Raw genomic sequence first — 18199 nt, forward strand, 5'->3', positions numbered from 1 at the left:
TTTAACTTAAGTAGAGACAGAAAAGCAGCAAATGAAACTAAAAGCAATCATAATTCTTACTAATGGGATATATAGAAGAATTATCTGAAGCAATCTAATCAATTTGAGGTAGGCGATGCAAACAATAAAAATGCACCTTAGTCTGTTGATATTCAACTTTTGGGGTGCATTTATTTTCAATAACAATTTTAATTAGTAACTATGCAATCGTCACAGGGAACGCAATTACATCACTGATCCGTTCGGCATTGAGCGCTAGCATCATTAAACGGTCAACCCCCACTGCGACACCAGAACAGTCAGGAAGACCATGTTCAAGAGCGGCAAGTAGATGCTCATCAATCGGCTGGATAGGTAATCCCATCGCTGCACGCTTACGATTATCTTGTTCAAAACGCTGGCGCTGTTCATGTACATCCGTCAACTCGTGGAAGCCATTCGCCAGTTCCATACCTTTATAATAGACTTCAAAGCGTTCTGCGACACGATGGTCTTCAGTACTAATAACGGCTAATGATGCTTGAGTCGCTGGGAAATGGTAGACCACTGCTGGCTTATCTTTACCTATATGAGGTTCAACGCCCATCGTAAATAGCAACTGCAATAACGTATCACGATCCTCTTCTTGATCCGCAATATTGCTTAAATCTAAGCGTGCGGCCACGTCTCTCAGTTCACTTTTTTCTGCTGATAACGGATCAATATTCAAATGGCGTAAGAAAGCTTGCTGATAGGATAATAATTCAGCACTGTCACATTCGAGAACTTGCTGTAGAAGGTCATCCACTTCATTGATTAAACGGTACATATCAAAATGAGGACGATACCATTCTAGCATTGTAAATTCAGGATTATGGTGTCTTCCAGCTTCTTCATTACGGAAGCTGCGGGACATTTGATAGATAGGACCGCTCCCCGCTGCCAGTAATCTCTTCATATGGTATTCAGGGCTGGTCATTAAATATAAGTTAATGCCCTGAGCAGCGCCGGGTCCCACAAAGCGAGTTTCAAATGGAACAAGATGAATGTCAGTCACGGTTGCCTGACTCATGGCGGGTGTATCTACCTCAAGTACACAGCGATCAGCAAAAAAGCGTCTAATTTCCGCAATAATTTTTGCGCGCTGTAACAGGTTAGCGATGGGGGCAGTTGGCTGCCAATTCGCTACTTCACTCATTAAAATGACTCCAAAATAAACATAGTCGTGCAGTGTACTCACCTCATACCCAACACACAATGGAATATTGTGGATAAAACGCCCTATTTGAGTACCGATAGATAATAGCGAAGTAAGGTGAGAAAGATGGAGGGATTATCTCCTGCTTTATACGATTAGGCAAAAAGCTTTCCCATCAACTTTTAACAATTGATTAAAAAAAAACAAAAACATGATTTTTTCTTATAACTTGTGATGTGATTGTTAAAAAAAACAATCCCCCGTTACTTACTTGGCACATTTAAAAAATGATTTCTCAGTAAAAAAGTTAAACCGTTTTTAAAATAGTGAACTCATTCGCAATTTTCTATTCGATATGAATTTAGAATTTTCCCCAAAAGCACCCTATTATCGACTACAAACAGGTTAAACCCGACGATTTTAGTTGGTTTTTCATGCTAGGAATTCGTGTAAGATTAATGATAATTATTTGATATTTCTTTTTATTATTTCCATTTCCTCTCTAAACGTCTTAGAGAGAGAAACAATTTACAAAAAGAAGACGCAGATCACATTTTGTAGGTAATATCACCCAAAACACCTTTCTATATCAAATTTATCCCAGACACTATTCGCTATAATTACCAACATAATAAGTCGTTATTAGCTATTATATATCTACGATTAGAAAAAGATTTTTTGCAGTTTAGCCTAAAGGCAAGCTGGAATTGAGATAGCTAAGCACTAAAAGTATTTAAAAGAATTTATTAATTTACTAATTTACACTTGAACAATGGAGAAGCGCAGTGCAAACCTTCAATGCCGATTTAGCGATTATCGGGGCCGGGGGCGCAGGCTTACGAGCAGCAATTGCTGCTGCTGAAGCAAATCCCAATATCAAGATTGCTCTGATCTCAAAAGTTTACCCAATGCGTAGCCATACCGTGGCAGCAGAGGGAGGATCAGCCGCAGTTACTCAAGCCCATGACTCCTTTGACTATCATTTCAATGATACTGTTTCTGGTGGTGACTGGCTGTGTGAGCAAGATGTCGTCGATTATTTCGTCGAGCACTGCCCAACAGAAATGACCCAACTAGAACAATGGGGCTGCCCGTGGAGCCGTAAACCAGATGGTTCAGTTAACGTTCGCCGTTTCGGTGGGATGAAAATTGAGCGTACATGGTTTGCCGCGGATAAAACCGGCTTCCATATGCTGCACACCTTGTTCCAGACATCATTGAAATATCCTCAGATCCAACGTTTCGATGAGCATTTCGTTCTCGATATTATTGTCGATGAAGGTCAAGCTCGTGGTTTAGTTGCTCTGAACATGATGGAAGGTACTAAAGTACAAATCCGTGCAAATGCTATCGTTATGGCTACTGGTGGTGCGGGTCGTGTGTATCGTTATAACACCAACGGCGGTATCGTAACAGGTGATGGTATGGGTATGGCACTTCGCCATGGCGTACCACTACGTGATATGGAATTCGTTCAGTATCACCCAACAGGTCTGCCAGGTTCAGGTATCCTGATGACTGAAGGTTGCCGTGGTGAAGGTGGTATTCTTGTCAATAAAGATGGTTACCGCTATCTGCAAGATTACGGAATGGGTCCAGAAACCCCACTGGGCAAACCAGAAAATAAATATATGGAACTGGGTCCTCGTGACAAAGTTTCTCAAGCATTCTGGCACGAATGGCGTGCAGGTCGCACTATCAGCACTCCTCGTGGTGATGTTGTGTATCTGGATCTGCGTCACCTCGGTGCTGAAAAACTACATGAACGCCTACCATTCATTTGTGAATTAGCAAAAGCTTACGTCGGTGTTGACCCTGTTAACGAGCCAATTCCAGTTCGTCCAACAGCGCACTACACCATGGGCGGTATCGAAACCGACCAACGTACAGAAACTCGCATTAAAGGTCTATTTGCTGTGGGTGAATGTTCGTCTGTTGGTTTACATGGTGCAAACCGTTTAGGCTCTAACTCACTCGCAGAATTAGTGGTATTCGGTCGCTTAGCCGGTGAAGAAGCTGCACGTCATGCAGCGGAAGCAACTCCAGCAAATGCAAGTGCTATCGAAGCTCGTACTCGTGATATTGACAACGACCTACATAAACTCTTAAACCAAAAAGGTAATGAGAGCTGGGCGAAAATTCGTGATGAATTAGGGTTATCAATGGAAGAAGGTTGCGGTATCTACCGTACCCCTGAATTGATGCAAAAAACAGTTGATAAGATTGCAGAACTGAAAGAGCGTTTCAAGAAAGTCGAAATCACTGACCATAGCAGCGTATTCAATACTGACTTACTGTACACCATCGAGCTGGGCTTCGGCTTAGACGTCGCGGAATGTATGGCTCACTCTGCGATTAATCGTAAAGAGTCCCGCGGTGCTCACCAACGTCTCGACGAAGGTTGCACTGAACGTGATGATGTAAACTTCCTGAAACACACGCTGGCATTCTATAATCCAGAAGGCGCACCACGCCTTGAGTATTCTGATGTGAAAATTACTAAATCACAACCAGCGAAACGTGTGTATGGTGCTGAAGGGGCAGCTCAAGACAAGGCGAATAAGGAGCAGGCTAATGGGTGAGATGCAACACTTAAAAATGGAGATCATGCGCTTCAATCCAGAAACGGATAGTGAGCCCCATTTAGTGACTTATGATGTCCCTTACGATGCGCAAACGTCTTTGTTAGATGCATTGGGTTATATCAAAGATAACTTAGCGCCGGATCTGTCTTATCGCTGGTCTTGCCGTATGGCTATCTGCGGTTCTTGCGGCATGATGGTTGATAATGTACCGAAGCTGGCTTGTAAAACATTCCTCCGTGAATACCCACAAGGAATGAAAGTTGAGCCACTGGGTAACTTCCCTATCGAGCGCGACCTTGTTGTTGATATGACTAGCTTTATCGAACGTTTAGAAGCGATCAAACCGTATATTATTGGTAATGATCGTAAACTGTCTGAAGGTCCGAATAAGCAAACTCCTGCTCAGATGGCGAAATATCACCAGTTCTCTGGCTGTATTAACTGCGGTCTGTGCTATGCAGCTTGCCCGCAATTTGGTCTGAACCCTGAGTTCTTAGGCCCTGCGGCTATCACATTAGCAGAGCGCTACAACCTCGATAACCGTGACCACGGTGCAAAAGAGCGTATGCCACTGTTAAATGGTGACAACGGTGTTTGGAGCTGTACGTTTGTAGGCTACTGCTCTGAAGTCTGTCCTAAGCATGTCGACCCTGCGGCCGCTATCCAGCAAGGTAAAGTTGCCAGCGCGCAAGACTTTGTTATCGCCATGCTGAAGCCACGATAAGGAGAATTGAAGTCATGACAACAAAACGTAAACCCTATGTACGGGAAATGAAAGGCGACTGGTGGCAAAAACTCGGTTTTTACCGTTTTTACATCATGCGCGAAAGCACTTCCGTTCTTCAGGTCTGGTTTAGTATTTTAGTCCTGTACGGAGTCTTTGCTCTGAAAAGTGGTCCAGAATCATGGGCTGGCTTTGTTGGATTCTTAAGTAATCCAATCATTCTGATCATTAACTTAGTGACATTGGCTGCCACACTGCTACACACCACAACGTGGTTTAAGTTAGCACCGAAAGCTGTCTCTATTATTGTGAAAGATAATAAAATGCCAGATGAGCCTATCGTTAAAGGCTTCTGGGCTCTGACTATCGTCGTCACTGCGGCTATTTTAGCAATCGCATTACTATTTTAATCGAAGGAGAATCTGATGAATCTAACGCCTAAACGTTCCGATGAGCCGATTTTCTGGGGATTATTTGGTGCAGGTGGTATGTGGAGCGCCGTTATTGGCCCTGCAGTCATCATCTTACTGGGTATTTTAATCCCATTAGGTGTTGCACCAGAAATGCTGAGCTATGAGCGCATTATGGCATTTAGCCAAAGCTTTATCGGTCGTATTTTCTTATTACTGATGATTATTTTGCCTGTATGGTGTGGTATGCACCGTATCCACCACACCCTGCACGATTTTAAAGTGCATGTTCCTGCAACAAAATGGGTGTTCTACGGCAGCTCTGCAATCATTAGTGTTATCGCGATTATCGGTGTATTCACTCTATAATCATTAAGTCGATAATATAAGTTACGAATAAATACCCCATCAACTCATTGAGTGCTGGGGTATTTTTTTATCTTCAGAATATTGTTCCCTACATTTAGAATTACTTTATTGAATGCTATGATGCGGCTATTCGCTGAAATAATGCTAAGAGATAACCAAGATGGACACTCAACCGAAGAAACCAAGAACTAAGCCCGCTGAAGAGCGTTTGAATGAGCTAATGAATGCAGCTGAGCAATTATTTCTGTCGAAAGGTTTTGTGGCAACAACGGTGAGTGATATTGTCGCAGCAGCTGATGTGGCAAAAGGGACTTTTTATCATTATTTTCAATCTAAAAACGAAATTATGGATGCCTTGCGCACCCGTTATATGGATTGGTATTTAGGGCACATTGCGGAGGCGTTTTCACAGTATCAATCAGCTTCTTCACAGTTAAAATCATGGTGCGAAAACAGCGTTAAATACTATGTTGAAAAACAATCGCTCCACGATATGCTATTTCACGATGAATATCATGGACATACAAACAACCATGAACAACGAGCCATCGAGCAAATTAAACAAATATTAGCCCTTGGTGAGCAGCAACAAGAGTGGCAGGCATCACCACCTGAACTTATCGCCACAATGATTTATCATTCAATGCATGCTGCGGTGGATAACCTAGCAACTTCACATGAATATAACCAAGATACTTTGAATAAGCTGCTTTATAACTGCTTCTTAAAATTACTTAGTAAATAAGAAATACCCCGCAGATTCGCTACGGGGTTAATCATTTAATTAAACTCTAATTCTTTTGATTTGGGTAACCAACGAGTCAGGAAGAATAATGCGCCGCACAATGCAATAAAACATCCAGCATACCCTAAGTGAAAATCACTCAAATAAGTAATGACCAGCGGTGTTACTCCCCCAATACATACAGAAGCTCCATTATAGCCAGCACCTAACATTGCGGTATTACCATGAACAACTCTTGCAAGTACAGCAGGTAAATTTGCCAATATCATTGAAGAACACCCTGCAATCGAGAGCTGTGCAAGGCAAACTAACATTAGGTTATCAAGCTGAAGCGTAAAATAAACCGGGGCTGCTAATAGCACTAGTGCAGCGACTCCAATCCGGTATATTCTCAATGGCGTGCTATATTTTGTTGTCCACCAACAACTTAAAATAATCAGTGCTAACAAAAGCCCGGAAGATATTAGAGGAAAAATATCCTTTAATACATCATGCTTCAAATGCCTCACAATAACAGAACCAGACAAGTTTTGTGAATAAAAAGCAACTGAAGCTGGCGCTGTTAACAAGAATAAGTAAATAATGCCTAGCCAATTAAACGCTCGCTTTACTGGTCTGTTTGCCCGTTTTTCTGGTAGCTTCGTTCTAAACCAAAAACTCATTCCTATATTGAACAAGCCTACCAATAGAGGGATCCGCCAACCAATGCTATGCATTGTTTCTTTATCAAGAACTTGCTGTAAAAAAAACACTAATCCTGTAGAAATAATAACACCTACAACTATGCTTCCAGAAATCAGCGCAGCAATTTTAGCTCGCTCATCTTCTTGCACATCAGAGAATAAATACGTTACCAAGGATGGATATTCCCCTCCAAAACTAAAGGATAGAGCAAGCTGAAAAATTAGAATAGCAAGGGGCGTATAGACCCCTAGTAATTGAATCGGCAACAATGCCATACATAATGTCGCTATCCCCGTGATTGAACTTGTTAGGACTAATGCTGCCTTTTTCCCCGCAGTATCGGCATAACGCCCTATAACTACACCACCAATAGGTCGAATTAAAAAACGTAATGCAAAAATACCCCATACCATTAATGTTGATTGGGAATAACCTAGTTTCTCCAGTTCGGCACTCAGGTAAACAGATATTGCTGCAAATACTGCAATATCATAATATTCCAGCGCATTTCCTGCAGCTGCACCAAATCGATATTTCCATTTCATTGTGTCATCCTTGTTGTAAGATTTTTATCCTTAATACATATTCATGAAAAAATTAGGGATAACTCACTAGCATTTCTAAACAGGCTAATGTAATTCCATGATCTTTAAGAACCGTAAATAATCCACTTGAGGAAACATGTGGGCAATTTAATTTTTCTTTAATACGCTGAATGCGCTTATGCTCATTTGCTTCCGAACAGCCTTGAATATAACTAATTTCTTTTACCTTACAGTGGGAAAGTAATAAACGAATAGTGATCATTTCTTTACGTGTGAAACGAATGTTACCGAAACGCATATATTGATGTATGTCGAGTAAATCATTATCTACTTCATTTTTGGAACCATTACCCCCGGTTGATAAAATAATATTTTCTCTTTGTGGTAAAAAAGAATCATCATCTTTCTGCCAAATACTTTGTGCATAGTCTGAAACAATAGCCCTATATTTATATATTGCATTAATTTCCTTTATCGATAATTTACTTTTCGAATTAATTGATGCTAATTCAAAAACATTCCCATATTTCGTACAGAGATCAACTTTAATTTTTTTCTTATCTACTTTTACTAAAGTATCTGTATATGCCTTAGAGTAATTATCCCAATATTGAATTCCCGATGATAGTCGCTCACTGATTAAAAGGTCGAGATCATCGCTCCAATAGATTAAAACCCACTCATAATTACTTGATATAGTGAATATTTTCCTCTCTGACAAATCAACCCTACTGAAGGATAAATCCATATCATCCCAATTAAACTGACTAGAAAATATATTTCTTAATCCATTACATGATTTCTCCAAAAAATCACTTTCAATATTCATTTAATCTTCCTTTTTAAATTACACATGAAATATTCATATTTTAAATCGCCAATATCTTTAACATAAAAAAATTAACAACAAAAGATTAAATTAATACGCATTTGAAAATGAAATTTATTTATCTAACTTAATATCTCTTCAATCACAAAATATATATCAATTAAAATATACATAATTAAATTTTAAAATTAATTATTATTTAATTATCGGAGGGTAATATGAAAGAAGATTGGCATCCTGCGGATATTATTGCCGCAATCAGAAAGAAAGGTTCGACATTATCAGCAATATCTAGATCTGTTGGACTAAACTCCTCAACATTAAACAATGCTTTATCGCGACGCTGGCCTAAGGGTGAAAGAATTATTGCTGATTTTTTAGAGACAACCCCAGAAAAAATCTGGCCTTCACGTTATATTAACTATCAGATTCAGAGAAAAAACATTTCTAATATCGTCTTGAAAAAGTAAAAACTCTTATTATGTCACTTATAATAATATTTTCTTTGAGTAAAAAAGTGGGAGAATATTCATTCTCCCATTTTTGTTTCAATTGATTAACTTGAGACTTTTAAACCAATCAACCCCAGTACTATCAACCCTAAGCTTAATAAGCGGAAGATATTCGCCGATTCACCCAGAAAGATAATACCGACAATTGCGGTACCCACTGCCCCGATCCCCGTCCAGATAGCATAAGCGGTTCCTGCTGGAAGATCTCGCATGGCATAAGCCAATAAGCCCATACTTGCAATAATGGCAAGAATGGTAATGATGCTTGGCGTTAAGCGCGTAAAACCGTGAGTATATTTTAAGCCCACTGCCCATACAACTTCTAATAAACCAGCAAATAAAAGGATGATCCAAGCCATGGTCATTTTCCCGTTAACTTAACGGGGTCGTCCCCAGTAATTGAATGTGTAATTTCAGGTCGTCCTGAACACCGATGATTAGAAATGCATTATAAACATTCAATTTATGAGATTCAAGCGATGATAAATAATAATTAACACCAAATTAACAATAATATTGCACTTATTCCTACTATATTTTATCCACTAGCACCAATACCATCGCATGATTTTAAATCCACAGGTACAGTATTCACTACTCTCGAATCATGCTCTGAGAAATATCCATGAATATCAAAGATATATTATTAGCACTCTGTGTCGTCGTCATTTGGGGCGTCAATTTTGTGATCATAAAGCTTGGCGTAACCGCCCTACCACCTTTATTACTTGGCGCACTACGCTTTGTATTCGTGGCATTTCCTGCAATTTTTCTGTTTAAACGCCCTAATATCCCATTTAGGTTATTACTGATTTATGGACTCACTATCAGTTTTGGGCAATTTGCATTTCTATTCTGCGCTTTACATGTCGGTATGCCAGCAGGTATTGCCTCGGTGATCTTACAATCTCAGGCCTTTTTTACCTTACTACTCGGTGCCATCATCTTAAAAGAATCCTTACAACTCAATCATTTTATTGGGATGTTCATTGCTATCGCTGGTCTAGCCGTTTTAGCCAATGGGGCAACTGCCGGCGGTATTGATGATATTCCACTGATCGGCTTAGTGTTTATATTAATTGCAGGATTATCTTGGGCGACAGGCAATATCACCAACCGTATTATTATGCAAAAACAAGGTGATGAAAAATGTAGTGCTCTATCACTGGTTAGTTGGAGTGCTCTGATCCCCATTATCCCTTTTCTATTAAGCTCATGGATTTTCGAAGGTGAAACTGCCATCGTCCAAGGTTTAGCCGGGTTTAATTGGTCTATATTTGGCGTGATTATTTATCTTGCTTACTTATCAACATTTGTTGGTTACGGTTTATGGGGCGTTTTATTAGGCCGTTATGAAGCTTGGCGAGTTGCCCCATTCTCACTGCTCGTTCCCGTTTTTGGTCTCAGTAGCAGCGCATTATTCCTTGGTGAGCATATTAATGGCATACAAGTCGCTGGGCTGATTTTGATCATGATAGGTCTGATAACAACGCTATTTGGTAAGAAAATTATTCAAATGCTGAGACAGCGATAGCTAACCTATTAAAATACCGGAAAGTTTAATACGGTATTTTTTCCCTACGATTTTATATTCCCACTATTCGCCACACCCTAATTATAAGTTTATTAAACCAATAAACTTATAATTATTGAAATAAAAATTCAAAACAAAAACGCCACATAGACAAAAACAAGATAAAATCCAATATTCATTCATATTTTAGTGACGCCAATTGCAATAATGAAATTTACTTAAAATTTCAATTAGGTGTCTCGTTTTAGCTACTTTTTCTTTTGATTTACTCTCGCTATACCTGTTTCAGTTTTACTTAAATAAATAATAATGACTCGTTAATGAAATGGATGGGGAAGGCTATGGGTAAACAATTGATTTGGATTGCTCTCGCTCTGCTCGGTGCTTTTTCACTCGGTTATATTGCACTAAACCGTGGTGAACAAATAAATGCCTTGTGGATTGTTGTTGCTGCTGTCTGTATTTATCTTATTGCATATCGCTACTATGGACTGTTTATTGCGAAAAAGGTCTTACAAGTCGATTCAACACGTATGACACCAGCTATTCGTCATAATGATGGTCTGGATTACGTCCCGACAGATAAAAAAGTGTTATTTGGTCACCACTTTGCCGCTATCGCAGGGGCCGGTCCACTTGTCGGACCGGTGCTAGCAGCTCAAATGGGATATTTACCAGGAATGTTATGGCTACTGGCAGGGGTTGTGCTTGCCGGTGCTGTACAAGATTTCATGGTGCTATTTGTGTCCACTCGCCGTGATGGGCGCTCTTTGGGGGAATTGGTTAAAGAGGAAATGGGGAATACTGCTGGGGTTATTGCCCTGATCGCCTGCTTTATGATCATGGTGATTATCTTAGCTGTTCTCGCGATGATTGTGGTGAAAGCGCTGACACACAGTCCTTGGGGAACCTATACCGTCGCCTTCACGATTCCACTGGCTATTTTTATGGGGATTTATACCCGTTATATTCGCCCCGGTCGTATTGGTGAAGTTTCTGTCATAGGCTTAGTTTTTCTCGTTTTTGCTATTATCTCTGGGGGTTGGGTTGCAGAAAGTGAAACATGGGCACCTTATTTTGACTACACCGGCGTTCAATTAACATGGATGCTCGTGGGATATGGCTTTGTAGCTGCCGTATTACCCGTTTGGTTATTGTTAGCACCTCGTGACTATCTGTCTACATTCCTGAAAATTGGTACCATTATTGGTCTCGCTATTGGTATTTTAATTTTAAATCCAAGTCTACAAATGCCAGCGCTAACCAAATATATTGATGGTACGGGTCCTGTGTGGGCGGGTGATTTATTCCCATTCTTATTTATTACCATTGCTTGTGGTGCCGTATCAGGCTTCCACGCCTTAATCTCATCGGGTACCACACCGAAGATGTTAGCCAATGAAAATCAAGCATGTTTTATTGGTTATGGTGGGATGTTGATGGAGTCATTCGTTGCCATCATGGCATTAGTGGCTGCTTGTGTGATTGACCCCGGTGTTTATTTTGCGATGAACAGCCCAATGGCTATGTTGGCACCAGCCGGTACTACAGATGTGGTGGCGTCAGCCGCTCAAGTGGTTAGTAGTTGGGGCTTCCAGATTACACCGGAACAACTCACTCAAATTGCCAATGATGTCGGTGAAACCAGTATTATTTCCCGTGCAGGTGGAGCACCAACCCTTGCAGTAGGTATGGCGTACATTCTCCATGGTGCTTTAGGTGGCTTGATGAATGTGGCTTTCTGGTATCACTTCGCCATCCTGTTTGAAGCGTTATTTATCCTGACGGCAGTGGATGCAGGAACCCGTGCTGCGCGCTTTATGCTGCAAGATTTATTGGGTGTAATTTCTCCATCGTTGAAAAGAACCGATTCACTCCCGGCAAACTTGATTGCCACCGCACTATGCGTATTGGCATGGGGTTATTTCTTACACCAAGGGGTTGTGGATCCATTGGGTGGTATCAACACATTGTGGCCACTATTTGGTATCGCCAACCAAATGCTAGCAGGTATGGCATTGATGCTGTGTGCAGTTGTTCTGTTCAAAATGAAGCGCCAAGCTTATGCGTGGGTCGCACTATTACCTACCTCATGGTTGCTAGTTTGTACTATGACTGCGGGTTGGGAAAAGACGTTCAGTGAAGATGCCCGTGTTGGCTTTTTAGCTGTCGCCAATAAATTCCAAGCGATGTTAGACAGCGGTAACATTCCACCACAATACACGGAGTCACAGCTTACTCAGTTAATCTTTAATAACCGTTTAGATGCTGGCTTAACGATTTTCTTCATGATTGTCGTCGTGGTTCTCGCTATTTTCTCTCTGCGTACCGCATTAAAAGCATTAAAATCTAAGGAGCCAACGGCTAACGAAGTGCCTTACGAGCCAATGCCAGAGAACTACCAAGACATTGTGGCGAACACCCGCCATCATTAAGAGCAACGGAGATCGAGGGATGAGCAATTTTGTTTTAAGCATTTATTTTTCTTAAATATTTTTCAAAACTCACTCTCTTTCTCCAAAATCACTGGCTACAATGCAATCCTCTAAATAGTTTGTGTTGTAGCTAGGCAGCAAGCGAGGATATCCCTGGGAACATAGATAACTATGTGACTAGGGTAGCCAAGTGAAGCTAACAACGCTACAACACAAAATATGACGAGGATTTATGTTTGGGAACTTAGGGAAGGCGGCCCGTTACTTGGGCCAAGCCGCCAAAATGATGGTCGGCGTCCCCGACTACGACAACTACGTTGCTCACATACAGCAAACCCATCCTGATCAAACGCCGATGACTTATGAGGAATTTTTCAAAGAGCGGCAAGATGCGCGTTATGGCGGCAAAGGTAAAGGTGGATTTAAGTGCTGTTAACTCTTCAATAAAAAAGCCGAATACAGCACAAAACTGTATCCGGCTCTTCTTGATCTCATCGAGTCACTCACTATAATGACTCGCTTGATCTACTCGGCAATTATTTTACGCGTGATACGTATTCACCTGAACGGGTGTCAACTTTAATCACTTCGCCGACCTGTACGAACAGAGGAACTTTAACCACTGCGCCAGTGCTCAGTGTTGCTGGTTTACCGCCAGTACCTGCAGTATCACCTTTCAGACCTGGATCTGTGTCCGTAATTTCTAACTCAACGAAATTCGGTGGTGTTACGGCGATTGGACGACCGTCCCATAAGGTTAAGATACATTCAGCTTGGTCGACCAGCCATTTTGCGTTGTCACCAACTGTTTTTTCATCAGCTGCTAGCTGTTCGAAAGTTTCATTGTTCATGAAATGCCAGAACTCACCGTCGTTGTACAGGTAAGTTAAGTTCATATCCATGACATCTGCACCTTCGCAAGAGTCAGTAGATTTAAACGTTTTTTCCAACAGTTTGTTAGAAATCAGTTTACGGAGACGCACACGTGCGAACGCTTGACCTTTACCCGGTTTAACGAATTCACTTTCAAGAATTGCACACGGCTCACCATCTAACATGATTTTAAGACCTGAGCGGAATTCATTGGTACTATAAGTAGCCATGGAGATCCTCTATTTATAAACTAAAAATGGCATAGCCAAAAAATGGTCGATATTATAACTCAAAATACCTCATCCAGAGAAGTCTGGATACAACAACTTGCTGAAGCAGTCACTAATCCTGATGAATTGCTGCAAATACTCAATTTGGAAGACCATTTACCATCGCGAGAAGGCAACGAGGCTCGGAAATTATTCCCCTTACGCGTTCCTCGACCTTTTATTTCTCGAATGAAAAAAGGCGATCCATCAGACCCTCTGTTATTGCAAGTGTTAACCGCAAAGACAGAGTTTGATATACATCCAGGTTTTTCTACTGATCCACTAGAAGAGCAGGATAATGAAATTCCAAGTTTACTGCACAAGTACCACAACCGAGCATTAATGCTGGTTAAAGGGGGATGCGCGGTGAACTGTCGTTACTGCTTTCGCCGGCATTTTCCTTATGAAGATAACAAAGGAAATAAAAATAACTGGTTGATGGCGGTGGATTATATAAAAAACCACAGTGAACTCAATGAAATCATCTTTTCTGGTGGTGATCCATTGATGGCTAAAGATCACGAACTTGATTGGCTTATTAGCCAACTTGAGGATATTCCTCATATTACACGCTTGAGAATTCACTCCCGTTTGCCGGTTGTAATCCCAGAAAGGATCACCAACACACTCTGCAAGCGCTTGGAGCAGTCGCGTTTACACGTGATTATGGTCACCCATGTGAACCATGCCAACGAAATTGACGACTCTTTTACTCATGCTATGCAAAAATTAAAACGTGCGGGGGTTACTCTGCTCAACCAGAGCGTGTTACTACGCCAAGTTAACGATAATGTCACTGCATTAGCTAACTTGAGTAATGCATTATTTGAAGCCGGAATTCTGCCTTACTATTTGCATGTTTTGGATAAAGTGCAAGGTGCTGCCCACTTTTTAGTGAGTGATAACGAGGCAAGAGAATTAATTCGTGAGTTATTAAGCAAGGTTTCGGGCTATTTGGTACCTAAATTAGCACGAGAGATCGGCGGGGAACCCAGTAAAACATTATTGGATTTGAATTTACGACAAAGCTAAAGAGATAAAAAAACCCGCTTATTCACTAAGCGGGTCTTTACGATACTTAAATTATTGGCACTTATAAACCTGACCAACCATTTTGCTATCGACGGGAACAAAGCTAGAGAGGACGGTTTCGCTTGGGCTTGACGCACCAAAAATGACATTGCCACCCATTGCCGCTGCTTTGTTACGTAAATCGTTCGCTGCTCCACGCATAGAGCTAGATTCATTATTAACGCCGCTCAGCCAGTTGCTTTGAGTTCCAATTACCTGACCAAGAAGTTGACACTCACTTCCCGGTTGATTTTCAACAAAACGAACTTGTGAGCCTGCCGCAGTTAGATCATTGGTTGATGTACAACCTGCTAAAGTTAGTAATGCAGCAGCACCAAGCAAGACTTTAATTCGCATGTTTTCCCTCATTTTTTATTGTGTTTTTGCAGCTGGTTGTAGAACCTTTATCGCTCCAATCACTCAAAATTCTGTTTTATGGCAGTGAATTCGCTTACTAGATGCAGCGGTAAACTTTTTAAAAACTACCAATCGCTCAGAGTTTATCACAAAACTATCAAGACGCTCGTGATGTTCTTTACTTATTTAAACCATTTTTTACCTTACGTTAAATATAACCCGATGAGCCATGCAAACGCAAAAATAAGTGATAGTCCCAATGAATGCAGATCGCAAAAATATCAATTTAATACATATAAAAAACCGGCACTGCTAGAGAAACTAACAATGCCGGTCTATATTGGCTGGTAGCGGCTAACTTAGTTAACGGCTACTTGAGCAAGATGTTTGCCGAATGGCTTACATCATGCCGCCCATTCCACCCATGCCGCCCATGCCAGCGCCACCTAAGTCTGGTGCATCTGATTTAGGAGCATCAGTGATCATTGCTTCAGTAGTGATCATCAGGCCTGCGATAGATGCAGCGAATTGCAGTGCAGAACGAGTCACTTTAGTTGGATCCAAGATACCCATTTCGATCATATCGCCATAAGTATCCGTTGCCGCGTTGTAACCTTCGTTACCATTAACCGCTTTAACTTTGTTAACAACTACAGAAGCTTCTTCACCTGCGTTGGTGACGATTTGACGCATTGGAGATTCCATTGCACGCAGTGCAACACGGATACCAACGGTTTGATCTTCGTTGTCGCCTTTCATACCTTCCAGTTTCGCAGCAACGCGAACCAGAGCAGTACCACCACCAGCAACCACACCTTCTTCAACCGCAGCGCGAGTTGCATGCAGAGCATCGTCAACACGAGCACGTTTTTCTTTCATTTCAACTTCTGTCGCAGCACCGACTTTAATTACTGCAACACCGCCAGCTAATTTAGCAACGCGCTCTTGCAGTTTTTCACGGTCATAATCTGAAGAAGATTCTTCGATTTGCTGACGAATTTGAGCAACACGACCCGCGATAGCGGCTTCGTCACCAACACCATCAATGATGATAGTGGTGTCTTTGTTGATCACGATACGTTTTGCTTGACCTAAATCTTCTAACGTTGCTTTTTCCAGCTCCATACCGATCTCTTCAGAGATAACAGTACCGTTAGTCAGGATAGCGATGTCTTGCAGCATTGCTTTACGACGGTCACCGAAACCAGGCGCTTTAACCGCAGCCACTTTCACGATACCGCGCATAGTGTTAACCACTAATGTCGCCAGTGCTTCACCTTCAACATCTTCCGCGATAATCAGCAGTGGTTTGTTTGCTTTAGCAACACCTTCTAATACTGGGAGTAATTCACGAATGTTAGAAACTTTTTTGTCAACTAACAGAATGAATGGGTTTTCCAGTTCAATAACACCAGTTTCTGGTTTGTTAATGAAGTAAGGCGATAAATAACCGCGGTCAAACTGCATACCTTCAACCACGTCTAATTCGTCTTCCAGACCAGTACCTTCTTCAACGGTGATAACGCCTTCTTTACCGACTTTATCCATTGCTTCTGCGATTAAACGACCCACAGTTTCGTCAGAGTTTGCAGAAATAGTACCAACCTGTGCGATTGATTTAGTGTCTGAACATGGAACTGACAGTGTTTTCAGTTCTTCAACAGCTGCGATAACCGCTTTGTCGATACCACGTTTCAGATCCATTGGGTTCATACCCGCAGCAACGGCTTTCAGACCTTCAGTGATGATAGATTGAGCCAGAACTGTTGCGGTAGTTGTACCGTCACCCGCAGCATCGTTAGCTTTAGAAGCAACTTCTTTCACCATTTGAGCACCCATGTTCTCGAATTTATCTTCTAATTCGATTTCACGTGCTACAGAAACACCGTCTTTAGTGATAACTGGTGAGCCAAAAGATTTGTCTAAAACAACGTTACGACCTTTAGGGCCTAAAGTCACTTTAACTGCATCAGCAAGAACATTGACACCACGAAGCATTTTTACTCGTGCATCATTACCAAATTTAACGTCTTTAGCTGCCATTATTTCTTTCCTTTAAATTCTTTTCGTTTGATGAAAGTTTTAAGTGAAAATGATTATTCAACAATTGCTAAGATGTCGCTTTCGGACATGATTAACACTTCTTCATTGTCGATTTTTTCAGCTTTTACGCCATAACCGTCGTTAAAAATCACGATGTCGCCAACTTTCACATCCAGCGCTTTGATTTCACCATTTTCCAGGATGCGGCCTTGGCCTACAGCGATAACTTCACCACGAGTTGATTTGCCCGCAGCACTGCCAGTTAAAACGATACCACCAGCAGATTTTGATTCGATTTCTTTACGCTTAACGATAACGCGGTCATGCAATGGACGAATGTTCATTAATAGTTCTCCTACAAATAAAGTCCATACGAGTAAAAGGACGATACCAAGATGATCTTCACCAGTACCATGATTCAGGAGATTGGGGTTGGTTTATCAGACTTCAAGGGGTGGGAGATAAATTTTTTCATTATTTATCTCCCTACAAAAACAATGGAATTAGTACTTCGGACGCTCATCTTTATCAGACTCGGCAGATTTATCCTCTTTATCACCCTGATTAGGGCTATCTATCGTATAAGATGCATCATCTTGCTTACGTTGAAATTCACCTTCAAAAGTATTGCCATCTTGAAAACCATTACGGCCTGTACCATGAAAGCCATTACCCGGTTGATAAAATTTAATATGCGGGATTAAACGCATGACAAATAATTTTTGTACTGGCGGTAATAATAAAAGTAGACCAATAAAGTCAGTAAAGAATCCTGGAACAATTAGTAAAAATCCAGCTAACACCAACGCCACACTTTTAATCATTTCAGCGGCGGGACTTTCACCATTCATTAATTTTTGTTGTATTTGCATTACATTTTTCATCCCTTGGTTTTTCACAAGTGAAACCCCTAAACAGGATGTGAGCACCACTAAAATAAGTGTCATTAATACACCGATTTCATCAGCGACTCGGACAAAAATTACCGACTCTATATAGACCAAAACACCTATCAAAATTAGTGGTAACCAGCGCAC

19 protein-coding genes are annotated in these 18199 nt (G+C 41.1%); 10 read left to right on the forward strand and 9 right to left on the reverse strand.

Features of this window, described 5'->3' with window-relative positions; genetic code table 11:
- Positions 1-199: 199 nt before the first annotated feature.
- Positions 200-1177, reverse strand: a complete 978-nt coding sequence (gene epmA, locus PROVRUST_RS08260; protein ID WP_006814319.1) for an elongation factor P--(R)-beta-lysine ligase — start codon at positions 1175-1177, stop codon at positions 200-202.
- Positions 1178-1962: 785 nt separating this feature from the next.
- Between epmA and frdA the strand changes: the two genes are divergently transcribed.
- The 5 genes from frdA (at position 1963) to PROVRUST_RS08285 (ending at position 6010) form a co-directional block, all read left to right on the forward strand.
- Entirely contained in the window at positions 1963-3759 is a 1797-nt protein-coding gene (gene frdA, locus PROVRUST_RS08265) for a fumarate reductase (quinol) flavoprotein subunit (RefSeq protein WP_006814320.1), read from the forward strand.
- Positions 3752-4486, forward strand: coding sequence for a succinate dehydrogenase/fumarate reductase iron-sulfur subunit (locus tag PROVRUST_RS08270; RefSeq protein WP_006814321.1), 735 nt, complete (start codon positions 3752-3754; stop codon positions 4484-4486). Before frdA ends, PROVRUST_RS08270 begins: the two co-directional genes overlap by 8 nt.
- Before the next feature lie 14 nt (positions 4487-4500).
- Positions 4501-4896, forward strand: coding sequence for a fumarate reductase subunit FrdC (gene frdC / locus PROVRUST_RS08275; RefSeq protein WP_006814322.1), 396 nt, complete (start codon positions 4501-4503; stop codon positions 4894-4896).
- Positions 4897-4911: 15 nt separating this feature from the next.
- Positions 4912-5265 carry a fumarate reductase subunit FrdD gene (gene frdD / locus PROVRUST_RS08280; protein WP_006814323.1) on the forward strand — a complete coding sequence of 118 codons (354 nt, stop codon included), beginning with the start codon at positions 4912-4914 and terminating at the stop codon, positions 5263-5265.
- A gap of 160 nt (positions 5266-5425) precedes the next feature.
- A complete protein-coding gene (locus tag PROVRUST_RS08285) occupies positions 5426-6010 on the forward strand; it encodes a TetR/AcrR family transcriptional regulator (protein ID WP_006814325.1) in 585 nt (194 codons plus the stop codon).
- A 35-nt stretch (positions 6011-6045) separates the two neighbouring features.
- Here PROVRUST_RS08285 and PROVRUST_RS08290 read toward each other — a convergent pair whose 3' ends face one another.
- Together PROVRUST_RS08290 and PROVRUST_RS08295 are read right to left on the reverse strand one after the other, a co-directional pair.
- Positions 6046-7239: an MFS transporter gene (locus PROVRUST_RS08290; RefSeq protein ID WP_006814326.1), complete on the reverse strand. Its 1194-nt coding sequence runs from the start codon at positions 7237-7239 to the stop codon at positions 6046-6048.
- Between the two features lie 52 nt (positions 7240-7291).
- Entirely contained in the window at positions 7292-8068 is a 777-nt protein-coding gene (locus tag PROVRUST_RS08295) for a hypothetical protein (protein WP_006814327.1), read from the reverse strand.
- A 218-nt stretch (positions 8069-8286) separates the two neighbouring features.
- Here PROVRUST_RS08295 and PROVRUST_RS08300 point away from each other — a divergent pair, with 218 nt between their 5' ends.
- Positions 8287-8538 (forward strand): helix-turn-helix domain-containing protein, encoded by a 252-nt coding sequence (locus tag PROVRUST_RS08300; RefSeq protein WP_006814328.1) that lies wholly within the window; start codon positions 8287-8289, stop codon positions 8536-8538.
- Between the two features lie 86 nt (positions 8539-8624).
- On the opposite strand, the gene sugE is transcribed toward PROVRUST_RS08300, so the two are convergent.
- Positions 8625-8939 (reverse strand): quaternary ammonium compound efflux SMR transporter SugE, encoded by a 315-nt coding sequence (sugE, locus tag PROVRUST_RS08305; RefSeq protein WP_039854780.1) that lies wholly within the window; start codon positions 8937-8939, stop codon positions 8625-8627.
- A 266-nt stretch (positions 8940-9205) separates the two neighbouring features.
- On the opposite strand from sugE, the gene PROVRUST_RS08310 reads away from it, so the two are divergent.
- The 3 genes from PROVRUST_RS08310 (at position 9206) to PROVRUST_RS08320 (ending at position 12985) form a co-directional block, all read left to right on the forward strand.
- A complete protein-coding gene (locus tag PROVRUST_RS08310; RefSeq protein WP_006814330.1) occupies positions 9206-10114 on the forward strand; it encodes an EamA family transporter in 909 nt (302 codons plus the stop codon).
- A 341-nt stretch (positions 10115-10455) separates the two neighbouring features.
- Entirely contained in the window at positions 10456-12549 is a 2094-nt protein-coding gene (gene cstA / locus PROVRUST_RS08315) for a pyruvate/proton symporter CstA (RefSeq protein WP_392397985.1), read from the forward strand.
- A gap of 232 nt (positions 12550-12781) precedes the next feature.
- The gene (locus tag PROVRUST_RS08320; protein ID WP_006814332.1) at positions 12782-12985 is read left to right on the forward strand and encodes a YbdD/YjiX family protein; all 204 of its coding nucleotides are present in this window, start codon (positions 12782-12784) and stop codon (positions 12983-12985) included.
- A 100-nt stretch (positions 12986-13085) separates the two neighbouring features.
- On the opposite strand, the gene efp is transcribed toward PROVRUST_RS08320, so the two are convergent.
- Positions 13086-13652 (reverse strand): elongation factor P, encoded by a 567-nt coding sequence (gene efp, locus PROVRUST_RS08325; RefSeq protein WP_006814333.1) that lies wholly within the window; start codon positions 13650-13652, stop codon positions 13086-13088.
- A 42-nt stretch (positions 13653-13694) separates the two neighbouring features.
- Here efp and epmB point away from each other — a divergent pair, with 42 nt between their 5' ends.
- Positions 13695-14723 (forward strand): EF-P beta-lysylation protein EpmB, encoded by a 1029-nt coding sequence (epmB, locus tag PROVRUST_RS08330; RefSeq protein WP_006814334.1) that lies wholly within the window; start codon positions 13695-13697, stop codon positions 14721-14723.
- A 51-nt stretch (positions 14724-14774) separates the two neighbouring features.
- Here epmB and PROVRUST_RS08335 read toward each other — a convergent pair whose 3' ends face one another.
- From PROVRUST_RS08335 to PROVRUST_RS08350, 4 genes are all read right to left on the reverse strand, one after another.
- Complete coding sequence (locus tag PROVRUST_RS08335; protein ID WP_039854784.1) at positions 14775-15119, reverse strand: DUF4156 domain-containing protein; 345 nt, start codon at positions 15117-15119, stop codon at positions 14775-14777.
- Between the two features lie 399 nt (positions 15120-15518).
- Entirely contained in the window at positions 15519-17162 is a 1644-nt protein-coding gene (groL, locus tag PROVRUST_RS08340) for a chaperonin GroEL (RefSeq protein WP_006814337.1), read from the reverse strand.
- Between the two features lie 53 nt (positions 17163-17215).
- Positions 17216-17506, reverse strand: coding sequence for a co-chaperone GroES (locus PROVRUST_RS08345; protein ID WP_006814338.1), 291 nt, complete (start codon positions 17504-17506; stop codon positions 17216-17218).
- Positions 17507-17665: 159 nt separating this feature from the next.
- A partial coding sequence (locus tag PROVRUST_RS08350) for an FxsA family protein (RefSeq protein ID WP_248696630.1) occupies positions 17666-18199 on the reverse strand: 534 nt, incomplete at its 5' end.

This window comes from Providencia rustigianii DSM 4541, assembly GCF_000156395.1.
Taxonomy (GTDB): Bacteria; Pseudomonadota; Gammaproteobacteria; order Enterobacterales; family Enterobacteriaceae; genus Providencia; species Providencia rustigianii.

Bases quoted from the DNA above. Each gene is read 5' to 3' on its own strand.
- epmA (WP_006814319.1), bottom strand. From the start codon at position 1,177: ATGAGTGAAGTAGCGAATTGGCAGCCAACTGCCCCCATCGCTAACCTG.
- PROVRUST_RS08270 (WP_006814321.1), top strand. From the start codon at position 3,752: ATGGGTGAGATGCAACACTTAAAAATGGAGATCATGCGCTTCAATCCA.
- frdC (WP_006814322.1), top strand. From the start codon at position 4,501: ATGACAACAAAACGTAAACCCTATGTACGGGAAATGAAAGGCGACTGG.
- frdD (WP_006814323.1), top strand. From the start codon at position 4,912: ATGAATCTAACGCCTAAACGTTCCGATGAGCCGATTTTCTGGGGATTA.
- PROVRUST_RS08285 (WP_006814325.1), top strand. From the start codon at position 5,426: ATGGACACTCAACCGAAGAAACCAAGAACTAAGCCCGCTGAAGAGCGT.
- PROVRUST_RS08290 (WP_006814326.1), bottom strand. From the start codon at position 7,239: ATGAAATGGAAATATCGATTTGGTGCAGCTGCAGGAAATGCGCTGGAA.
- PROVRUST_RS08295 (WP_006814327.1), bottom strand. From the start codon at position 8,068: ATGAATATTGAAAGTGATTTTTTGGAGAAATCATGTAATGGATTAAGA.
- PROVRUST_RS08300 (WP_006814328.1), top strand. From the start codon at position 8,287: ATGAAAGAAGATTGGCATCCTGCGGATATTATTGCCGCAATCAGAAAG.
- sugE (WP_039854780.1), bottom strand. From the start codon at position 8,939: ATGGCTTGGATCATCCTTTTATTTGCTGGTTTATTAGAAGTTGTATGG.
- PROVRUST_RS08310 (WP_006814330.1), top strand. From the start codon at position 9,206: ATGAATATCAAAGATATATTATTAGCACTCTGTGTCGTCGTCATTTGG.
- cstA (WP_392397985.1), top strand. From the start codon at position 10,456: ATGGGTAAACAATTGATTTGGATTGCTCTCGCTCTGCTCGGTGCTTTT.
- PROVRUST_RS08320 (WP_006814332.1), top strand. From the start codon at position 12,782: ATGTTTGGGAACTTAGGGAAGGCGGCCCGTTACTTGGGCCAAGCCGCC.
- efp (WP_006814333.1), bottom strand. From the start codon at position 13,652: ATGGCTACTTATAGTACCAATGAATTCCGCTCAGGTCTTAAAATCATG.
- epmB (WP_006814334.1), top strand. From the start codon at position 13,695: ATGGTCGATATTATAACTCAAAATACCTCATCCAGAGAAGTCTGGATA.
- PROVRUST_RS08335 (WP_039854784.1), bottom strand. From the start codon at position 15,119: ATGCGAATTAAAGTCTTGCTTGGTGCTGCTGCATTACTAACTTTAGCA.
- groL (WP_006814337.1), bottom strand. From the start codon at position 17,162: ATGGCAGCTAAAGACGTTAAATTTGGTAATGATGCACGAGTAAAAATG.
- PROVRUST_RS08345 (WP_006814338.1), bottom strand. From the start codon at position 17,506: ATGAACATTCGTCCATTGCATGACCGCGTTATCGTTAAGCGTAAAGAA.